General features: G+C 46.3%; 12 protein-coding genes and 1 pseudogene. 12 read left to right on the plus strand and 1 reads right to left on the minus strand.

The features are described 5' to 3' along the window. The first annotated feature begins 16 nt into the window (after nt 1–16). The 6 genes from R7Z47_RS02075 to R7Z47_RS02100 all read left to right on the plus strand — a co-directional run bounded on the left by R7Z47_RS02075 (nt 17) and on the right by R7Z47_RS02100 (nt 7,182). The gene (locus tag R7Z47_RS02075) at nt 17–1,870 is read left to right on the plus strand and encodes an ABC transporter ATP-binding protein (RefSeq protein WP_318129783.1); all 1,854 of its coding nucleotides are present in this window, start codon (nt 17–19) and stop codon (nt 1,868–1,870) included. A gap of 237 nt (nt 1,871–2,107) precedes the next feature. Next, the gene (locus R7Z47_RS02080; RefSeq protein WP_171342591.1) at nt 2,108–3,142 is read left to right on the plus strand and encodes a DUF4118 domain-containing protein; all 1,035 of its coding nucleotides are present in this window, start codon (nt 2,108–2,110) and stop codon (nt 3,140–3,142) included. Then, nucleotides 3,139–3,837, plus strand: coding sequence for a response regulator transcription factor (locus R7Z47_RS02085; protein WP_171342477.1), 699 nt, complete (start codon nt 3,139–3,141; stop codon nt 3,835–3,837). Before R7Z47_RS02080 ends, R7Z47_RS02085 begins: the two co-directional genes overlap by 4 nt. A 151-nt stretch (nt 3,838–3,988) precedes the next feature. Further along, on the plus strand, nt 3,989–4,642 hold the full coding sequence (locus R7Z47_RS02090) for a potassium channel family protein (RefSeq protein ID WP_053320111.1): 654 nt from the start codon (nt 3,989–3,991) through the stop codon (nt 4,640–4,642). Between the two features lies 1 nt (nt 4,643). Further along, nucleotides 4,644–6,008 carry a TrkH family potassium uptake protein gene (locus R7Z47_RS02095; protein WP_025768536.1) on the plus strand — a complete coding sequence of 455 codons (1,365 nt, stop codon included), beginning with the start codon at nt 4,644–4,646 and terminating at the stop codon, nt 6,006–6,008. Nucleotides 6,009–6,255: 247 nt separating this feature from the next. Continuing rightward, nucleotides 6,256–7,182 (plus strand): LysR substrate-binding domain-containing protein, encoded by a 927-nt coding sequence (locus R7Z47_RS02100; RefSeq protein ID WP_115386780.1) that lies wholly within the window; start codon nt 6,256–6,258, stop codon nt 7,180–7,182. Nucleotides 7,183–7,275: 93 nt separating this feature from the next. On the opposite strand, the gene R7Z47_RS02105 is transcribed toward R7Z47_RS02100, so the two are convergent. Continuing rightward, the gene (locus R7Z47_RS02105; RefSeq protein ID WP_044129598.1) at nt 7,276–9,012 is read right to left on the minus strand and encodes a BCCT family transporter; all 1,737 of its coding nucleotides are present in this window, start codon (nt 9,010–9,012) and stop codon (nt 7,276–7,278) included. Between the two features lie 319 nt (nt 9,013–9,331). Between R7Z47_RS02105 and R7Z47_RS02110 the strand changes: the two genes are divergently transcribed. The 6 genes and pseudogenes from R7Z47_RS02110 (at nt 9,332) to R7Z47_RS02135 (ending at nt 15,209) form a co-directional block, all read left to right on the plus strand. Beyond that, nucleotides 9,332–10,519, plus strand: coding sequence for an aromatic ring-hydroxylating oxygenase subunit alpha (locus R7Z47_RS02110; RefSeq protein WP_042521602.1), 1,188 nt, complete (start codon nt 9,332–9,334; stop codon nt 10,517–10,519). A gap of 1 nt (nt 10,520) precedes the next feature. Next, nucleotides 10,521–11,957: an aldehyde dehydrogenase family protein gene (locus tag R7Z47_RS02115; RefSeq protein ID WP_104980126.1), complete on the plus strand. Its 1,437-nt coding sequence runs from the start codon at nt 10,521–10,523 to the stop codon at nt 11,955–11,957. Nucleotides 11,958–12,099: 142 nt separating this feature from the next. Further along, a pseudogene (locus R7Z47_RS02120) lies at nt 12,100–12,261 on the plus strand (rubredoxin); the annotation flags it as partial. Continuing rightward, nucleotides 12,250–13,533 carry an NAD(P)/FAD-dependent oxidoreductase gene (locus R7Z47_RS02125; RefSeq protein ID WP_238975715.1) on the plus strand — a complete coding sequence of 428 codons (1,284 nt, stop codon included), beginning with the start codon at nt 12,250–12,252 and terminating at the stop codon, nt 13,531–13,533. The pseudogene R7Z47_RS02120 and the gene R7Z47_RS02125, both read left to right, overlap by 12 nt. A gap of 12 nt (nt 13,534–13,545) precedes the next feature. Continuing rightward, nucleotides 13,546–14,862 (plus strand): NAD(P)/FAD-dependent oxidoreductase, encoded by a 1,317-nt coding sequence (locus R7Z47_RS02130; protein WP_042521596.1) that lies wholly within the window; start codon nt 13,546–13,548, stop codon nt 14,860–14,862. Continuing rightward, the gene (locus R7Z47_RS02135) at nt 14,859–15,209 is read left to right on the plus strand and encodes an ethanolamine utilization protein EutQ (RefSeq protein ID WP_005375208.1); all 351 of its coding nucleotides are present in this window, start codon (nt 14,859–14,861) and stop codon (nt 15,207–15,209) included. Before R7Z47_RS02130 ends, R7Z47_RS02135 begins: the two co-directional genes overlap by 4 nt. Nucleotides 15,210–15,261: the final 52 nt, after the last annotated feature.

The raw sequence follows: 15,261 nt of genomic DNA on the forward strand, positions 1-15,261 counted from the left end.
ACCTAAAGTCATTGTTATGTTCAATTGGTTTGAAAAGCTGACCCAACCCTTTCCCCAGATGGAAACCGAAAAGCCACCGAAGACGCTATTTGGCTTTTGTCGTTTTTACACTCGTGGCTTTGAAGCCCCTTTACTCGTTATGGCTGTGTTCAGTGCGCTTATTGCCATTACTGAGGTGACGCTGTTGCGTTATATGGGCGAGCTCGTCGATATTCTCTCTAATCAAGATCGCGCAACATTCTGGCAAGACCAGGGTGATCGCATGCTAATGATGCTGTTCTTAGTGGCGGTTGTGATGCCAGCTCTCGGTTTTGTCCACTCAATGGTGATGCACCAAACGTTATTGGGTAACTACCCGATGTCTATCCGTTGGTTGATTCACCGTTACTTGCTAAAACAAGCGGTTGGATTTTTCCAGCGTGACTTTGCAGGCCGAGTTGCGACCAAAGTGATGCAAAGTGCGTTAGCGGTACGAGAAACGGTCATGAAGCTGGTGGATGTACTGGTTTATATCAGCGTTTATTTTCTTTCGATGCTCTGGATGATGGGCGAAGCCGATGGTTTGCTAATGTTGCCTATTGTGATTTGGATAGGAATGTACGCGGTTATCCAGTTCTACTTTATCCCTAAAATGAAACAAGTAGCGACGGAGCAAGCGGATGCTCGTTCTGTAATGACTGGGCGCATTGTCGATTCTTACACCAACATATCTACCGTAAAGCTATTCGCGCACTCGCAAAGAGAGTTGGAATACGCAGAAAGCAGCATGAAGCAATTTTTGGTGACGGTTTACCGCCAAATGCGCATGGTGACTTGTTTACTGTTTAGTGTGGATGCCATCAACTATTTGCTGCTGATGTCTATTAGTGCTATTTCGGTTTATCTATGGCTAGATCACGCTGTAACAATTGGTGCTATTGCGATTGCTATCAGTATTGCGTTGCGCGTACAAGGTATGTCGAAGTGGATCATGTGGGAAGTTAGCGCACTGTTTGAAAACATCGGTACAGTAGTAGACGGTATTAATACGATTTCAAACGATGTTGAAGTGAAAGACGTACCAAATGCTAAGCCTTTGCAAATCTCTCAAGGTGAGATCTGCTTTGATCACGTAGGTTTTAACTACAGTGATGAGAAGGCAGTATTTGAGAACTTGAATCTGACTATCAAACCGGGCGAAAAAGTCGGCATTGTCGGTCGTTCTGGGGCAGGTAAATCCACGTTGGTTAACCTGTTGCTGCGTTTTTACGATGTGAATACGGGTAAGATTTGTATTGATGGGCAGGACATTTCTCAAGTCGAACAAGAGTCGCTTCGCCAACACATCGGTATGATCACGCAAGACACCTCTTTGCTGCATCGTTCAATTAAAGAGAACATTCTTTACGGTGATCCAGATGCTTCAATGGATGCCGTTATCGCAGCTGCTGAGAAAGCACATGCTCATGATTTCATTCAATCTCTACGAGACGAGCAAGGTAACGTTGGCTATGACGTTGGAGTGGGTGAACGCGGTGTGAAGCTGTCTGGTGGTCAGCGTCAACGTGTGGCGATTGCTCGCGTTCTGCTGAAAAACGCGCCAATTTTGATCATGGATGAAGCAACGTCTGCACTTGATTCAGAAGTAGAATCGGCAATTCAAGAAAACCTTGAAGTTCTGATGGAAGGAAAAACAGTGATTGCGATTGCTCACCGTTTATCAACGATTGCCGCGATGGATCGTTTGATTGTAATGGATGACGGCAAAATCATTGAGCAAGGCTCGCATTACGAGCTGCTGCAATTGGGTGGTGTTTACGCTCAGTTGTGGAAGCATCAAACCGGCGGATTTTTGTCTGAGCAAGGTGATGCTCAACTGCAAGTCATCTAATATGACGCTACACGAAAGAGGAGCAAATGCTCCTCTTTTTTGTGTCTGTCGTTTATACCGAGTAAGTAGGCGTTAATGGGCAACGTTAACTTGTGATTATTCATTGAGTTAGGCCAACTTAATGATGATTATGTTTATAACTCACTGTCGTTATTGAATTTTTTACGCTTTTTTTACGCGAACTCCGAATGGGCTTTTGCTAAAGTTTTCTACATCGAATTTTGGTTGATGTATTTTATGTTTGTTCAATGGCGAGATAACACCTTTCTCTTTTCTACTACCGTGATTGTTGGCGCGGTTGTCGTCTCATGGTTGTTAGACCAACTGTTTGGCTCTACAGCCGCAGTCCTGCTGATTTTACAGTTAGCGGTCGTGGTAGTGGCGTTTCAATGCAACTCGCGATTCGCTTATGCGGCGGCGGTGATCGAAGCGTTGAGCTTCAACTTCTTTTTCACGACGCCTCGTTACTCTTTGCAGATGTTTCGTCCGGAAGACATTTTTAATTTAGTCGTGTTTATGGTGGTGGCATTTATCACCAGCACCTTTGCGGATCTTTATCGTCGCCAGCAGGGCGAGTTAAAACAAACCAAGCTGCAAAACAGCATCCTGCTATCGGTGTCCCATGACTTACGCACGCCGCTGGCAACCATTATTGGAACATTGACCACACTCAACGAGTACATGCCCAAGCTCAATGACTTAGAGCGTAAAGAATTGCTCGACAGTGCGACTTCAGAAAGCCATCGCTTGCATCAATATATCGAGAACCTCTTACAGGCGACTAAGCTCCAGCACGGCACATTAAAAATTACCAAAAAAGATGAGTTGATTGCAGATATTGTTCGGGATGCGGTTTCTCGTTTGCCAAATTACACCGAGAAAGTGTCCATGAATATGGATGATTCCGTTGATTATTTGTCAGTAAGTCGTTCGCTCATCGAACAAGCGATTTTTAATGTGTTGGATAATGCCATGCGATTTTCACCAGAGAATGAATCTGTTGAGGTTTCACTTTCTAAGCAGGGTTCGTCGTGCGTGATTGATGTTCGGGACATGGGGATTGGCATTAAAGCTGAAGATGCGGAAAAAATATTCAGCCTTTTCTATTCCGGCACGAACAACAAATCGGCCGATTCAGGCACCGGAATGGGACTCGCGGTTGCCAAAGGCATCATCACCGCACACCAAGGATATATTCAATCTATGCCAGTATCAGAAGGGACGCTGATCCGCATTCGACTTCCACTCAATCAAGGAGCAGAGCAGGCGTGAGTTACAAAGTTTTAGTCGTGGACGATGAGCCTCGCATTCATACCTTTATTCGAATTTCGCTGTCTGCTGAAGGGTTTGATTACATTGGCGCGAGTACCATTTCAGAAGCCAAAGCGTGTTTCGAAGCGCATTCGCCGCACGTCATTCTGCTAGATTTAGGCTTGCCCGACGGCGATGGGAAGGAGTTTCTCACTACGCTTCGTCAGACCTATAAAACGCCAGTGCTAGTGCTGACAGCTCGCGATCAAGAAGAGGAAAAAATCCGCCTTTTAGAAGCGGGCGCGAATGATTACTTGAGCAAGCCTTTTGGCGTAAAAGAGCTCATCGCGCGCATCAAAGTGCTGGTTCGAGATTTGGTGGATGAGCAAACCGTCGCTGATGAGCTGGTGGCTGGCCGAGTCAAAATCATCAAAAGCACTCACCAATTTTGGTTGGATCAGAGGGAAATTCCACTCACCAAGAAAGAGTTTTCTTTCATTGAACAATTGATTCTCAAGCCGGGAAAACTCATTGAGCAAACTCATTTGCTAGCGGTGATTTGGGGAAAAAGTCATGTCGAAGATACTCACTACTTACGCGTGCTAGTGAGTCAACTACGCAAAAAACTGAACGATAGTGCTGACGAACAGCGGCTATTAAAAACCGAGCCGGGGCTGGGTTATCGTTTAGTGCTAGAGGCGTCCAAGCACCACTAAATTCCAAATTTAATCAACGTTAATGCCAAGGTTTAGTGCTGGTTATCGGCACTCGAACAGGATTCGTGTTGCCTATTTTCCGTGACGGAAAATCAGTCTAACCCTTAACGCATTAGCATTTTCTATACATAAAACACAGTTAGGTATTGATATGGCTCACTTTACAGTAATTGGTCTAGGGCGATTTGGCGTTGCCGCCAGCTTAGAACTTATTCATCTTGGACACACCGTAACGGGGATGGATAGCGACCCGAAAATCGTCGAAAAATACGTCGAAGAGTTAACGCAAGCGGTCATATGTGACGCAACAGACGAAGGTGCACTCAGAGAGTTAGCGTTAGCGAACAGTGATGTGGTGTTGGTGGCGATTGGCGAAGACATGCAAGCCAGTTTGTTGTGTACGCTGGCGCTGAAAAATCTGGGTGTGAAATCTATTTGGGTCAAAGCGAGCACCAAAGCGCACCATACCATCGTGTCTAAGCTTGGTGTACAACGCATTATTCATCCGGAAGAGGAGATGGGCGTAAGAGTCGCGCAGGCACTCAACTATCCGATGGTGAACAACTATTTAGAAATGGGGCATGGCTTGTATGTGGTGGAAATCCACGTTAAATCCAATCTGCACGATACGCCGCTTTCTAAGTTGATCAGCCGAGGCAGTTACAACATTCAGCCAATCTTGGTGAAGCGCGAAGAAGCCGTCTACACCAATATCAATGATGAGTTTGTGCTTAATGAGTTCGACACGCTGTTGCTTTGCGGTAGTCGCGCTGAGCTGAAATACGTCGCTCCAAGGTTGGTGTAACATGGTTTTGTGGCATCCCTCTATTATCCCAATCGAGCGAAAACCCAAAGCGGGCAAAAAATTGTTGGGCGCACCGCCATTAATACTTAGCCTCAGCTTTGCGTGCTTGATCATGCTCGGCACGGTCTTACTCAAACTGCCGATTGCCACCACAGAGCCCATCACTTGGATTCAAAGCCTGTTTACAGCAACATCGGCCATTACGGTGACGGGATTAGTTGTGGTAGACACGGGCACGGCGTTTACGCCTTTTGGGCAAGTGGTTATTGCTTTCCTGATTCAATGTGGTGGCCTAGGTTTGATGACGTTTGCTATCGTGACCTTGCTGGCTCTGGGCGGAAAAATTGGCTTTTTGGAGCGAGCAGTCGCGAGAGAGGCGTTCAACCAGACTGATTCATCGACACTCATTGCCACTGCTAAATCTGTATTGATGTTCGCTCTGCTCGTTGAACTTATTGGTTTCACTATTTTGAGCGTTTATTGGAGTGAAGAGCTGGGCTGGGAAACCAGTTTGTTCCATGGTTTCTTCTACACCATCAGTGCGTTTAACAATGCAGGTTTTGCGTTGAGTGCCGATAGCTTAATGCCTTACGTGGACGACCCGGTCGTTAACTTCACCATTACCAGTTTGTTCATTATTGGTGGTTTAGGCTTCTCGGTTTGGATTGACTTAAAACGCAATCGCCGTTGGCATCGACTCACCGTTTACAGTCGAATGATGATCTTAGGCACGATGATCATTAACGTGGTGGCACTTATCGCGATTTATCTGATTGAATATGACAACCCCAACACGCTTGCCCCGTTGAGCGAAGCAGGGAAATGGTGGGCATCGTGGTTTCAAGCGGTGACGCCAAGAACGGCAGGGTTCAACACTTTAGCTATCGATCAGTTGGAAGATGCCACAACGGCGATCATTCTGGTGTTGATGTTTATCGGCGGTGGATCATTGAGTACGGCAAGTGGCATTAAAGTTGTGACATTTATAGTGTTAGTCTTGGCGACTTACAGCTATTTGCGTCGCGATGAAGCAACCTATGCCTTTCAACGCGAGATTCCCAAAGAGACCATCAGCAAGGCATTGGCGCTGACTCTGATCTCGGTGGGGGTGACTTGGTTTGCCATATTCACGCTGTTACTGACAGAGAAAGCGTCTATGTTAGACATTATGTTCGAAGCGGTCTCGGCACTGGGTACGGTTGGGTTATCGCGAGGCTTAACGGGCAGTTTGTCCGAACCGGGTGAGTTAGTGATCATCTTCATGATGTTTATGGGACGATTAGGGCCTCTTACATTAGCGTACTTCTTAGCCAGTCCAAGAAAGAAAAAAGCGCGTTACGCGAGTACTAAACTGGCAATAGGGTAAATGGGCTAACTCGTACAAAGTGAGCAAAAGGCTAGACAAAAGAGGAGTAACTGCTCCTCTTTTTGTGCTCGTTGTAGCCACGAAACTGTATACGGCAGTCTCTCTCACAACAATTTATGATTCATCTCTATTTTTTATCATTTATAAATTGTCGTTTTTGAGGTGTTGTCCAGAATGGCATTATCCACGTGCAACATAAGATTGCCGGGAATAAAAATAATTACAATACTGCCTTACTGGAAGATACATGAAAATCAAACCCCTCCCACCTTTAAATAGCCTCGTTGCGTTTGAAGCGTCGGCGCGGCACTTGAGTTTTACGTTAGCCGCTGACGAGCTAAACGTGACCCAAGGTGCTATCAGTCGCCAAATTAGACAATTAGAAGAATACTTAGGCAAGGCTATGTTCACGCGAGCCAATCGAAGCATTAATTTAACGCCTACAGGTCTTCAATATTATCAAGCTGTCAGCCAATCTTTGCTCGATATTGCTCAAATAACTGGTGAAGTGAAGAAGTGGCAGGGCGAACAAAAGATCACGGTTGCGACGACAAATGCAATGGCAGCCTTGTGGTTGTTGCCTAAGGTTGCTCAATTTCAAAATGAACATGATGACATCGATATAAGAATATTGGCCTCAGATAATGTGTTGGACTTACGCCGATTAGATTGCGATCTCGCCTTGTTTTATTGTCGCACTCCACCTGCGGAAATGGATGTGACAACGCTGTTTTCAGAAGAAGTATTCCCTGTGTGTAGCCCGCTTTATTTAGAGAAAATCGGCCAGCCTAGTAAGCCAGAAGAAATCTTCAATAAAACGTTACTCTATCTGGAAGAGTCTCAAAGAGATTGGGTGAATTGGGAGCAGTGGTTTGCGAGTGTAGGATTGCCAAATATTTCGCCTCGTAATCGCATGAACATCAATAACTATCCAATGCTGTTACAAGCGGCAATTAATGGTCAGGGAATCGCGTTAGCCTGGGGGTCATTAGTGGACGACTATTTACAAAGCGGTGCTTTAGTTAGGCCAGTCGAACACGTGCTTTCAACACCTTCCAATTTCTCTATGCTTGAACCTAAAAATAGAGGTTTAATCCCAGCAAGCGTCAAGCGTTTTAGAGAGTGGCTTTTGCAACAGTTGCCAGATGAGGTGGGTGATCGAGGTTTAGCCTAAATCAATAAGCAGAGAAAATAACAGAGTTTGGTCATGTTAAAAAGCGGGAGTACCAGTTCCCGCTTTGTTTTAATTGATTGATGAAACGACGCACTAACTTAGTACTGGTCCCTGATTGAGTGTGGAATCATCTTTTAGTGAGGATGTTGAAGCGATAGGCTCGGAAACCACTGTTTTGCTTTCAACAAGCGGTTCAACAGGACCATCAAGTTTCTCTTGCTCTGGGTGAACGTGCTCTGGAAGCATTGCCCATGGCTTAGGTTCGCGTCGAATACTATGAAACAGCGTTAAGCTCATCACTGCGATAAAAATGGCGATAGGGAAACCGGCAATAATGGAGGCCGTTTGCATTGCTTTTAACCCTCCTGCGTATAGAAGTACTCCCGCAATGGCTGCGATCATGATCCCCCACAATACGCGTATAGAGGTAGGAGGCTCACTGTGCCCAGCGGCATCGAGGGTACATAGAACCAAGGTACCCGAGTCTGCGGAGGTAATGAAATAAGTACCGAGTAATAGACACGCAAGCACGCTAAGTAGTTTACCAAACATACCTGTATCTAGATTGTCGAATAGCGTAAACAAAGCGCGTGTCGTATCGGCTTTAGTCGCTTCAAGAATCGGGCCGCCAGAAAAATCCGCAGGTGGTGTTTGTTTGGCTTCTTGTGCCGCAGTGACTTGCTCTTGATGAGCAACACGAGCGTCTTGCTCTACCTTCAACGCTGCACCACCAAATACTGAAATCCATAAAAACGTGATTAGCGTAGGTACGATTAATGCGCCACCGATAAGTTCACGTATTGTGCGTCCTTTAGAGATACGAGCTACAAACATGCCAACGAAAGGCGCCCAAGTCATCCACCAAGGCCAGTAATAAGCCGTCCACCAGTTTTGCCAGCCAGAGTCATTCTGTGCATCGCTCCATAAGCTCATACCGACAATGTTTTGTGCATAAAGCCCCGTACTTTCGAGTAGCGTATTTAAGATATAGCGAGTTGGACCAATGTAAAGTACGACTAGCACGAGTGCGAGTGAAAGCAGCATGTTCCATTCTGATAAACGGCGAATACCTTTTCCTACACCAGATAGCACCGACGCAACCGCACAAGTACAAAGGGAAACGATAATAAAGAGTTGAATCCCCAAACTAATGTCTAGACCAAAGGCTTGATTCAAACCAGAGTTTATTTGGATAACTCCCATCCCCAAGGTTTGAGAGATACCGAAAGCAGTCACCGCGACTGTTAGGATATCAACCGTGTGCCCGATAGGCCCATAAATACGATCACCAATCAAAGGGTACAAGATAGAGCGTAGGGTAAAAGGCAGATCTTTACGGTAGGAAAAGTAAGCTAATGCGAGTGCAACAATGATAAAGACAGACCAAGGATGTAGACCCCAGTGAAAGAATGTCAGTTTCATTGATGTTGTTGCGGCTTCATTGGTCAGGCCTTGAGTAAATGGGTTGTCAGCGTAATGCCACATCGGTTCGGCGACCGACCAGAAAATTAAGCCTATCCCCATGCCTCCGGAAAAAAGCATGGATACCCAAGACAAATAACTAAACTCTGGTTTTTCGTCATCTTTACTCAAACGAATATGCCCATATCGACTAACCATAAGGTAAAGAAGAAAACCGACAACGAGTGAAACAAGTCCGATGTAAAACCACTTCATATTCTGTAGCAAAATGCCGGAAATCGTTTCGAAGTATTGGCCCGCTTGATTGGCGAGAATGGCGCAGAAAAGTACAAAACCGATAACGACGATCTTTGATGCGATTGTCACAGTCGGATTGAGTCCTTTCAATATCCCAGATGTTGCTCTCATAGGCATCCCTCACAGTGCGTTTGTTTTAGCGTTATTGTTTGTTGCGTTATTGTTAATTTTTGAAAGAGAGTAGAGAGAGGGCTTTTGTGTTTCAACTGATTAATACTCATCGGTTAATGAGTATTAATCATGACAAGAAGATCATTGTTAATTAAAAGGTTATTTTTTTGTTCGAGATCAATGCATGAATGACAAAAACTCATCCAAGCCCGGCGAAAAAGTCGTTTGTTTGTTTCCGGGTTGTTAATCAAAATCATCTCCACTAACACAACACGATGTTGTACGCACTGGATGCAACTCGACTCTCGGAGATAAGAATATGAGCAATGTCAACCAAACCATTATTCCTGTTGAACTTGTTGATAATGTACTGAACCCAATCAGTGAAGCAACAGGAATGCCGAATCAGGCCTACACCAGCGAAGAGTATTTTACTTTTGAGCGTGATCAGGTGTTTGGTAACACTTGGGTATGTATTGGTTTTGCATCAGACCTGCTTAAAAATGGTTATGTGATGCCACTTGATTTCATGAATCTTCCACTACTCATGATGAGAAATCGCCAAGGTGAAGTCCAAGTTTTCCACAACGTATGTAGTCATCGTGGTATGAAGCTGGTTCATGAGGCAGGCGAAGTTCAAGGAATGATTCGCTGTCCTTACCATTCATGGACGTACGATCTTGACGGCAATCTAAAAGGCACACCACACATTGGTGGTATCGCAAAACACAAAGATGATCGATTTAAGTGTGAAAAGCACGGCCTTAAGCCACTTCGTTCAGCCGTTTGGATGGACATGGTATTCGTCAACTTATCGGGCAATGCAGAAAGCTTTGAAGACCATATCGCGCCGCTAGAGCAACGTTGGCAGCAATTCTTAGGTGAAGAAGGATTAGGGCTTCTTCGCCGCGTGAACATGGGTGGCAACTTAGAGATAGAAGTGAAAAGTAACTGGAAGCTTGCCGTAGAAAACTACTGTGAAGCTTACCACTTACCTTGGGTGCATCCGAGTTTGAACAGTTATTCTCGCCTAGAGGATCACTACAACATCATGTTTGCAGAGCGTTTTTCTGGCCAAGGTAGTCTCGCATACAACCTCTCTGATACTGCAGGAACACACTTACCTAAATTTCCAAGCTGGCCAGAAGATAAACTGCGTCATGCAGAATATGTTGCACTCTTTCCAAACGTGTTGCTTGGTATTCAAGCCGATCATGCCTTTGCGATGATGATTGAACCAATCACTGCGAATAAGAGTGTTGAGCACCTACGTGTTTTCTATGTGGGTGATGAAGCAACGAAAGATGAGTTCGCTGCGTGCCGTACTGCTACCGTTGAGTCATGGCGAGTCGTATTCGGCGAAGATATTGGAGCGGTCGAGGGCATGCAGGAAGGTCGTTACTCACCTGGCTTTGGTGGTGGTGTGTTCTCACCAGAAATGGATGTTCCGACGCATTTCTTCCAAACCTGGTTGGCAAAGCAAGTGAAAGCGGCACTGGAGCAGTAATATGATGCATTACCTTAATTATATTGATGGTGAGTGGTGCGATTCAGAGCAAGCACTGACCGTCATGAACCCTGGCACAGCCGAAGCGTATGCGACGATTGCAGAAGCCACTATCACCGATGCAGATCGCGCAATGGCAGCGGCACGCCGAGTGGTCAATCAAGGCCTTCTTTCGGACGTTCGTCCAGCCGTCAGAACCGAGTGGATGTTAAAAGCCGCCGCAGCTATTCGTGAAATGGTTGATGAAGGTGGGTTAGTTGCCTGTCGTGAAAATGGGAAATCTTTGCAAGATGCCAAAGATGAGTTTTTAGAGTCGGCACGTTACTTTGAATACTACGCAGGCATGGCCGACAAGCTGGAAGGCACGTCAATTCCGTTGGGTAAAGACTATGTCGACTTCACTCAATATGTGCCGTTTGGCGTGTCGGTGCAGATTGTGCCGTGGAATTTCCCTGTCTCTATTTGTGCACGCTCATTGGCACCTGCATTAGCCGCAGGTAACGCAGTGGTGATCAAATCGCCAGAGATTTCCCCACTTGCCATGACTCTGTTGATTCAAGCGATTGAAAAAGCGGGCTTCCCGAAAGGTACGATTAACCTTCTATGCGGTAAAGGCTCAGTCGTTGGCAGTCATTTGGTGCAGCACCAAGAGGTCGATCAAATTGTCTTTACGGGTTCCGTTCCAACCGGCCAACACATCCTGCAAGATTCAGCGCAACGCGCTACTCCATCGGTGATGGAGCTGGGTGGTAAATCGGCTGCTATCGCGCTGAAAGATGCGAACCTCGAAACACTTTTGAAAAGCGTTCAGGTCGGTATTTTCTTTAACGCTGGTCAAGTGTGTTCGGCAATGTCTCGTTTGCTGATTCAAAAAGAGCGTTATGAAGAAGTAAAAGCGGCAGTAGTGGAAATGGCAAAAAGCCTAACCATTGGCCAAGGCGAAAGCCAGCCGGACATCACACCGTTGGTATCTGCTGATCAACAAGCACGCGTGCTTGAAATGATAGAACAAGCAAAAGCCGACGGCGCGAATATCCTAACGGGTGGCTACGCACCTGATCTATCGGGTTACTTTGTGGCACCAACAGTGATTGAAGCCACGCCAGATATGCGCATTGCACAAGAAGAAGTGTTTGGTCCTGTATTGGTGATTACACCGTTTGAAACTGAGCAAGAAGCAATCGAGATCGCGAATGGCACCGATTTTGGCCTGGTCGCTGGTGTTTTTGGTGAAAGCCTAAACCAAACATTACATGTGGCACAGCAACTGCGTGGTGGACAAGTGTTCATCAATGAATGGTTTGCTGGTGGCATCGAAACACCATTTGGTGGCGTGGGCTTGTCCGGTTTTGGGCGAGAAAAAGGACAAGAAGCGATTTATAGCTATGTCCAGACACGCAATATTGCCATTCGTTTGCAGCAAGACAGCAACGTATAGCTACCGTGTAACTGTATTTTCATCACCTCGTACCGGCTTGGATTTCAGACCACAAGCTAGGGCGAGGTTGATGGAATCACAACAAATCTGACAGCGGTTTGTAAACACGGAAATTCTGAACAAGGTAGTTGGAGTATAAGTGATGAGAAAGTGGCTCTGTATTATTTGCGGCTTAATCTATGATGAAGCACAAGGTTGGCCATCCGATGGCATTGCACCAGGAACAGCATGGGAAGATGTGCCGGATGATTGGTTATGCCCCGATTGTTTAGTGGGTAAGGCCGATTTTGAAATGATCGAAATCACCGACGATGCGCCAGTAGAAGAGGTCGTGGCAGTGTCTTCGGTATCGGTAGGATCGTCTGTTCAGCCAAATACGGCTCAGCCACTTCCATCTGAAGTCACTCAACCTATATTTTCAGCTGACCCTATCGTTATCATCGGCAGTGGCCACAGTGGTTACCAGTTGGCAGCGGCACTTAGAGCACAATCTGAAACGGTTCCGATCACTGTCTTTACCGCTGATGATGGCGCACTGTACAGCAAGCCTGCCTTGTCTAATGCACTGGTCATGAATAAAGACGGCGACGCGCTACAAAGTGAGAGCGCGTTGGAGTGGGAAAGCCGTCTCAACATCCGAGTTTACCCGCATACCCGTGTTGAACAGATCGATCGTGCCAATTCAACGTTACATACCTCCATCGGTAAATACGCCTACAGCCGCTTGGTACTGGCAACAGGTGCATCACCGATTGAAATCCCAATTGAGGGCGATCGCTCTTGGGTTATGAGTGTGAACGACTTAGTTGATTACCGCCGTTTCAGAGCGGAGCTGCAAGACAAAAAGCGCATCGCGATCCTAGGTGATGGCTTAATTGGCTGTGAGTTCGCAAATGATCTGATCGAAAGCGGTTATGAAGTAACAGTTATCGGGTTGGGTCAATGGCCAATGGAGCGTTTGATCCCGCAACAGTTGGGTGAATCATTACAAAGCGCACTTGCCGATCGAGGCGTGCAATGGGCTCTACAAGACAGTATCACCAGAATCGAGCCAAGGTCCGCATCCAGTGCGGTTTTACATCTAAACAGTGGCAAGCAGATTGAAGCAGATCTAGTGCTGAGCGCGGTTGGACTCAAGCCAAATGTTTCTCTGGCTGAGCGCGCGGGGCTTGAAGTTGGCCGGGGCATTAAAGTGAATCAATTCGGCCAGACGAGTGATGAGAATATTTACTCGCTAGGCGACTGTGTTGAAACGGAGCAAGGTTGGCAGCCCTATATTGCACCGATTAATCAAATGATCCCTTCTGTAGCGAAAAGCTTGCTAGGCGATGTCGCCCCTATCTCGTTAACACCAACTCCAGTGATTGTAAAAACGCCGATTCTTCCACTCACGATTTTCACGGTAGCCGCTGAAGAACAGGGACAATGGTACATCGAGACCCAAGCAGATGAATTGACCGCTGCGTTTTATTCACCAGAAGGAGCAATGCTCGGTTTTGCGTTGCTAGGAAGAAAAGTACAGTCATTACGCGGCCCTTGGCTAGATCAATTGTCATTGAAACTGTCAGCAGCGTAGCGGAGAAAGAAGATGATTCATTTACCCAATGATGACGTGACGTGTGGTTGGTACCATGCGTTGCCAAGTATTCCAGAAAAATCGGCGTTAAAAGGTAAACAAAGTGCTGACTATGCCGTGTTAGGTGCCGGTTTCGCAGGCTTAGCTATGGCAAGACGTTTAGCTGAACTTATGCCTAATGCACGAATTATACTGATTGATGCGCAACGTATCGGCCAAGGGGCTTCAGGAAGAAATTCGGGCTTTGTTATCGATTTGCCTCATAAGTTTTCACTTGAGCATCCCGACCCTGAGCACAAGCAAAAGTTATTATCACTCAACCGTTCTGCGATTGCTCAGCTAAACACTTTAGTGTCGAAGCACAGTATTTCTTGTCAGTGGTCAGCAAAGGGCAAATATCAAGGAGCCGTAGGGGCGCGCGGTGAAGCGTATCTCGATCACTTTGAGCACCTAATGAAAGACCTTGGCGAACCATACTTCCATGTTAATGGCAGTGAGCTGGCGAAAGTCTTGGGAACAAACTACTACAGCCGCGCAATTTACACGCCAGGTGGTTATTTAATGCAACCTGCTGCTTTGGTGCGTGGGCTAGGGGAAAGCCTTCCAGAGAACGTCGAGGTGTTAGAGAACTCGCCAATCCGCAAGCTCAGTAAAGAAAACGGTTGCTGGGTATTACATGGAGATAGTGGCTCTGTTGAAGCCCCTGAACTGCTGCTTGGGACCAGCATTTTTACTCGGGAGTTTGGTTATCTTAAAAACAGACTACTTCCAGTGATGACGTTTGCAAGCTGGACGCGTCCATTAACCGACGCAGAAATGCAGCGATACGGAGGAGAGTTGAATTGGGGCCTAACTCCAGCTGATCATGCGGGAACGACGTTACGTATGACCGCCGATCGACGTATTTTGATCCGCAATACTTACAAACACGTGCCGAAATATGGCTCAAGCATGAACGATAAAGTCAGAGAACAAATTCGCGACGATCATCGTCAGGTCTTTCTGGCGCGTTATCCCGAGCTGGCCGACGTACCATTTACTCACACATGGGGTGGGGTGTATGCCATCTCTCGTAACTTTACTAACTTTTTCGGTCAATTAGATGAAGGTGTTTATGCCAGCGCTTGTGACAATGGTGTTGGTGCTGCGTGGGGAACCATTTCTGGAACACTGTTAGCTGACTATGTCGTTGGTGCGACATCTAAATCATTGGATGACATACAGCAAGTGACAGGAATGCCTTGTTTGAATCCGCCAGAGCCTTTTTTAGGTTTGGGAGTAAAAACGCGTATCCAATTAGCAAAATGGCAAAGCCGGAGTGAATTATGAAGCAAGTCAAACTTGTTGATAGTAAAAGTCTAGATTTCAATGTTCGTGGTGATACGCCGGGAATGGCGTATGTTGCCAGGGCGTTAAGCCCAGAAATTTCACCAAACATTGGCGTAGGCTTTGCTAAATGGGAAGGCGCTAAAGTGGCTTGGACAGTGCTTTATGATGAAGTTATTTTCGTGATTGAAGGCTGTTTCGAGCTGACCGCAAATGGTGAAACACATTTTGTGCACCCAGGTCAGATGCTGTGGATACCGGAAGGAACTGAATTGGTTTATGGTGGGCATGCTCTGTTCGGCTATGTGGTTCATCCAGGAAACTGGAAAGAGTTACATGGTATTGAATGACTTTTATCATTTAGTAGTGTCTCGGAAAGGCAAAACAAAAATCCGATTTTTA

Origin of the sequence: Vibrio sp. 1641 (assembly GCF_033339995.1) — a bacterium.
GTDB lineage: Bacteria > Pseudomonadota > Gammaproteobacteria > Enterobacterales > Vibrionaceae > Vibrio > Vibrio alginolyticus.

Excerpts from the sequence above, each read along its gene's own strand:
- R7Z47_RS02125 (WP_238975715.1), top strand. The coding sequence starts at position 12,250 with ATGATCGAAATCACCGACGATGCGCCAGTAGAAGAGGTCGTGGCAGTG.
- R7Z47_RS02130 (WP_042521596.1), top strand. The coding sequence starts at position 13,546 with ATGATTCATTTACCCAATGATGACGTGACGTGTGGTTGGTACCATGCG.
- R7Z47_RS02105 (WP_044129598.1), bottom strand. The coding sequence starts at position 9,012 with ATGAGAGCAACATCTGGGATATTGAAAGGACTCAATCCGACTGTGACA.
- R7Z47_RS02135 (WP_005375208.1), top strand. The coding sequence starts at position 14,859 with ATGAAGCAAGTCAAACTTGTTGATAGTAAAAGTCTAGATTTCAATGTT.
- R7Z47_RS02080 (WP_171342591.1), top strand. The coding sequence starts at position 2,108 with ATGTTTGTTCAATGGCGAGATAACACCTTTCTCTTTTCTACTACCGTG.
- R7Z47_RS02095 (WP_025768536.1), top strand. The coding sequence starts at position 4,644 with ATGGTTTTGTGGCATCCCTCTATTATCCCAATCGAGCGAAAACCCAAA.
- R7Z47_RS02115 (WP_104980126.1), top strand. The coding sequence starts at position 10,521 with ATGATGCATTACCTTAATTATATTGATGGTGAGTGGTGCGATTCAGAG.
- R7Z47_RS02090 (WP_053320111.1), top strand. The coding sequence starts at position 3,989 with ATGGCTCACTTTACAGTAATTGGTCTAGGGCGATTTGGCGTTGCCGCC.
- R7Z47_RS02110 (WP_042521602.1), top strand. The coding sequence starts at position 9,332 with ATGAGCAATGTCAACCAAACCATTATTCCTGTTGAACTTGTTGATAAT.
- R7Z47_RS02075 (WP_318129783.1), top strand. The coding sequence starts at position 17 with ATGTTCAATTGGTTTGAAAAGCTGACCCAACCCTTTCCCCAGATGGAA.
- R7Z47_RS02100 (WP_115386780.1), top strand. The coding sequence starts at position 6,256 with ATGAAAATCAAACCCCTCCCACCTTTAAATAGCCTCGTTGCGTTTGAA.